Source organism: Bacillus sp. LR_5 (assembly GCF_042709275.1).
Map to the genome: position 1 here is coordinate 1 of NZ_JAVAXX010000402.1, position 4,256 is coordinate 4,256.

Below are 4,256 nucleotides of genomic sequence, written 5' to 3' on the forward strand. Positions count from 1 at the left end.
GCGCAGTGCGGTCGGGCTTTTTTCAAGCATTTCTTCACACCATTTAATCGTTTCTTCTTCAAGCTGTTCCAAAGGAACGACTGTGTTGACAAGACCCATGTCCAGTGCTTCCTGTGCGTTGTACTGACGGCATAGGTACCAGATTTCACGTGCTTTTTTATGTCCTACAATTCGAGCCAGGTAGCCAGAACCGTAACCTGCATCGAAGCTTCCCACTTTAGGTCCTGTTTGTCCGAAAATTGCGTTGTCCGCAGCAATTGTCAAGTCACATACGATGTGAAGCACATGGCCTCCGCCGATCGCATAGCCGGACACCATCGCAACAACCGGTTTCGGGATGACGCGGATTAAACGCTGAAGATCCAATACGTTAAGACGAGGGATCTGGTCGTCTCCTACATATCCACCGTGGCCGCGCACTTTTTGGTCTCCGCCAGAACAAAATGCTTTGTCCCCTGCACCGGCAAGCACGATAACCCCAACGTTTTGGTCGTCTCTTGCGTCAGCAAACGCATCAATCATTTCAGCAACCGTTTTAGGGGTAAACGCATTATGTACCTCAGGTCGGTTGATTGTTATTTTTGCAATGCCATTATACGTTTCATACAATATCTCATCGTATGTCCGTTTTGTTTTCCATTCAGCCATATGATGACCTCCTTTTATTCTCTATGTGAATGAGTCAGATGCTTGTCAAAAACTCACTCACTATTTTACCAAACAATCGCGGCTGTTCCACATGGACCGTATGTCCTGCTTTTGGAACAATCTCTATTCTACTAGAAGGAAGCATCTTATGCACCTCTTGATTGATGGCGCAAAATTTTTCGTCCCACTCCCCGCAGATCAGAAGCACAGGAACATCTATTTCCTCTACACGGCTCCACAAGGAAGGCTGTGAACCGGTGCCCATGCCGGTTAAACTGTTCGCAAGCCCAATCTTATTGTTCCGCAGACGGCCCGATCGTATCCTGTGCCGAATATCTTCAGCCAGCCTCTGCTGAGATGAAAACAAAGGGATATTCTCCCAATACGCAACAAACGCTTTGAGCCCGTCTCGTAAAATAAAATCAGCAAGCTTCCGGTCCCGCATGATTCGTTCCCGCCGTTCCCCAAGTGTTTTGAGTCCCGGCGTCGTGCTTTCAAGCACAAGTGCCGATACCCGCTCGGGATGTGTCATCGCAAAAGAGTAAGCAAGCCTTCCTCCCATAGAATACCCAATCAATTTCACTTTGTGAAGTTTTAATTGATCAAAAATCTCGGCAAGGTCAGAAACTTGCCGGCTTGTGCTGTATCTTTTCCCATTCAGCGGGGCATCGGTTTCCCCATGCCCTAAACAATCAATTTTGATCAAACGGGAATCAGGCAGCATTTCATCAAGAAAAGTCCATGATTGTTTGCTGCCGGTAAACCCGTGCAGACAGACGACGGCTTCGGAAGCATTCGGTCCCTCGTCTGCCACTGCATATCGGACACCATCTGATACCGTTATGTTTACAGTTCCCATTGTTTTTTCACTTCCCGCACAGCCTCATTCAGCATATCGCGATGAAGCTGGACTCTTGATTGGCGATCCGTTTTGATTTCAATCAAATGGAGTCCGGGCTTGTCTGCCTGCGGCGCGTAAGCTGTTTTGAATTCATCCCAAGAAGCCGGGCATGAATACGTTCCGCCGTAAAGTGCAGCGGCATGCTTGAAATCGAGCCCTGTCGGTGTGCCGAACAAATCTTCAAAGTGTGTCTTCTCAGAAGCCTGCGGCAAAAAGGAGAAAATCCCTCCCCCGTCATTATTGACAAGAATCACAGTAAGTGGAATACCCAGCTTTTTGGCCGCCAGCAAGCCGTTTAAATCGTGATAAAAAGATAAATCTCCAATCACAAGGGTAACAGGCGCTTTTGTTCCTTCACATACCCCCATGGCAGAGGAGACGACACCGTCTATCCCGTTTGCTCCCCGGTTTGAATAAATCCGGAAAGGGCGGTCCTGCTTTTCGAAAAACGTATCAACATCCCTGATCGGCATGCTGTTTCCCACAAACAGCGAGCTGTTTTCAGGCACAAGATGCTGAAGGATTCGATAGAGATTGCCTTCAAACGAAACATCTTCACTGCTGATTGTTTGCAGATGCTCGCGGAACCGCCCATTGACAAACTGCCACTTTTCCAGCCACTCTGAGGATCTGGCAGCAGCAGTAAGGCCTCCCATGATCTCCTCAGCAAAAACAGACGCATTACAATGAATCATATGCGCGCTTGCCTGTGTCGGGTCTCTCCACCCTCCATCCTCGTCAATCACTATTTGCTGAATCGCAGGATCATCCTTAAGCCATAAGAAAACCGGTTTTGAAACAGGCATCGGTCCAAACCGAATGACAACATCAGGACGAAGTTTCCGCTTCAGCTCATCATCTTTTAAAAACGAATCATACGCATCAATAACAGTGCTTTTATCATGAACACCATTCCGCAGATTAGACAGCGGATCCGCTAAAATTGGATACTGAAGCGCTTTTGACAGCGCAATAATGTTTTCCTTATCCGCATCACTATGGAGCTCCCCGCAGACGATCATTCCTTTTTCAGCCTCTGCGAGCATCTCAGCCACATCAGACAGGGACTCTCGGTCAACAGACTGCGTACCCGTTTTCACAGACACATGACGGCCTGTTCTCATTCTTCCAAACGGCTCATCTGAAAGATCCGGCATCAGCGGTTCGCGCAGCGGCACATTCACATGGACAGGCCCCATCGGGCGCTTTTGTGCTTCTCCGGCAGCGCGGCTTGCCAGCGTTCGGATGTATCTCAGCATTTGCGGAGACTCTTCAGGAAGAGCAGAGTCTGTGAAAAACTTAACAAAGTTACCGAATAAGAAGTGCTGATTAATAGCCTGCGGTGCGCCTACTTCGCGCAGCTCATGAGGCCGATCAGCAGTTAACACAATAATAGGCACCCTTGAATAATGGGCTTCAACCACAGCCGGATAAAAGTTGGCCGCGGCTGTTCCAGATGTACAGATCAATAGTACGGGACGCTGCTTCGCTTTTGCCAAACCTAAGGCAAAAAACCCGGCAGATCTTTCATCAATTTGGACATGGACGCTGATATCGGGATGCGCAGCACAAAGAACAGCCAGCGGTGTAGATCTTGAGCCCGGACAAACGACGGCGTCCGTAATTCCGGAAAGGGCGAATTCATCAATAAAACTTCCGATGTAATGAGTAATCGGGTTGACTGTCAACGCCTCTCACCTCCTAATGCAGAGATCATCGGCTTCAATTTAATCTGTGTTTCTTCATATTCCGAGATTGGTTCCGAGTCTTCCACAATACCGCACCCGGCAAACAGCCTTGCTGTGCTTCCTTCGATGAGCCCTGAACGAATGGCGACCGCGAATTCCCCGTTATCCTGGCTGTCAATCCAGCCGATAGGGGCCGCATACCAGCCGCGAGACATCGGTTCAATCTCCCTGATCACGTCAACAGCTTTTTCCTGAGGTGCTCCCCCAAGCGCCGGAGTGGGATGCAGCTTCTCAATTAAGTCAAAAATCGATGCAGACTCGCGCAGCTGTCCGACAATCGGCGTAAACAGGTGCTGAACGCTTTTTGTTTTGTACAAAACAGGTCCATCAGGCTTTTCAACCTCTGAACAGCTTGATACAAAAGCATTATGAATCATACCTACCACAATATCATGCTCAAGCAGGTTTTTCTCATCGTTTAATAATTCAAGGCCTATCCGGCGGTCGTCTTCTTCATTCACGCCTCGTTTAATGGAGCCTGCCAGACAGGAAGACATGACAGTGCCGCCGTCTCTTTTGATCAGTCTTTCCGGAGACGCGCCGACAAAGGTTTTGCCTTCTTGTTCAATTGCAAAAACATAGCTTGTCTGCTGATCGTCCAGAAGCGTTTTAAGCACCGGTTCAATTTGGATTGGACCGTCAAACGTGAGCAGCAGCTCTCGGGCAAGAACAACCTTATCATATTGTTTCTCTTTAATTTGGCTTGTGGCCGTTTCGATTGCTTTCAGCCAATCATCCTTATCCAGCTCTTCGGCTGCTGCAATCACAGCCTGATCTTCTTGCTTGAAATCGGGAACCATAAATTCCGCCGCAAAAGCTTTTAAGCCTTCTAAAACAGCTTCTACATCTTCTCCTCCGCTTACCCATCTGTTAACTGTTAAGAACGGGCCTTCAGCAGTCATCGTCAGCATAAGCGCAGGCACAAAGAAATCCCCTTCCGAGAAATGGTCCCATTGTGA

4 protein-coding genes are annotated in these 4,256 nt (G+C 48.4%); all 4 read right to left on the reverse strand.

Annotated elements, in window-relative coordinates:
* Positions 1-648 (reverse strand): 1,4-dihydroxy-2-naphthoyl-CoA synthase (gene menB, locus RAC86_RS35780; protein ID WP_377886700.1); only part of this gene is annotated, 648 nt, incomplete at its 3' end.
* A 34-nt stretch (positions 649-682) separates the two neighbouring features.
* Positions 683-1,507, reverse strand: coding sequence for a 2-succinyl-6-hydroxy-2,4-cyclohexadiene-1-carboxylate synthase (gene menH, locus RAC86_RS35785; RefSeq protein ID WP_326144795.1), 825 nt, complete (start codon positions 1,505-1,507; stop codon positions 683-685).
* Entirely contained in the window at positions 1,495-3,237 is a 1,743-nt protein-coding gene (menD, locus tag RAC86_RS35790; protein ID WP_015714576.1) for a 2-succinyl-5-enolpyruvyl-6-hydroxy-3-cyclohexene-1-carboxylic-acid synthase, read from the reverse strand. Before menD ends, menH begins: the two co-directional genes overlap by 13 nt.
* On the reverse strand, positions 3,234-4,256 hold a 1,023-nt coding region (locus tag RAC86_RS35795), incomplete at its 5' end, for an isochorismate synthase (RefSeq protein ID WP_377886701.1). The genes RAC86_RS35795 and menD, both read right to left, overlap by 4 nt.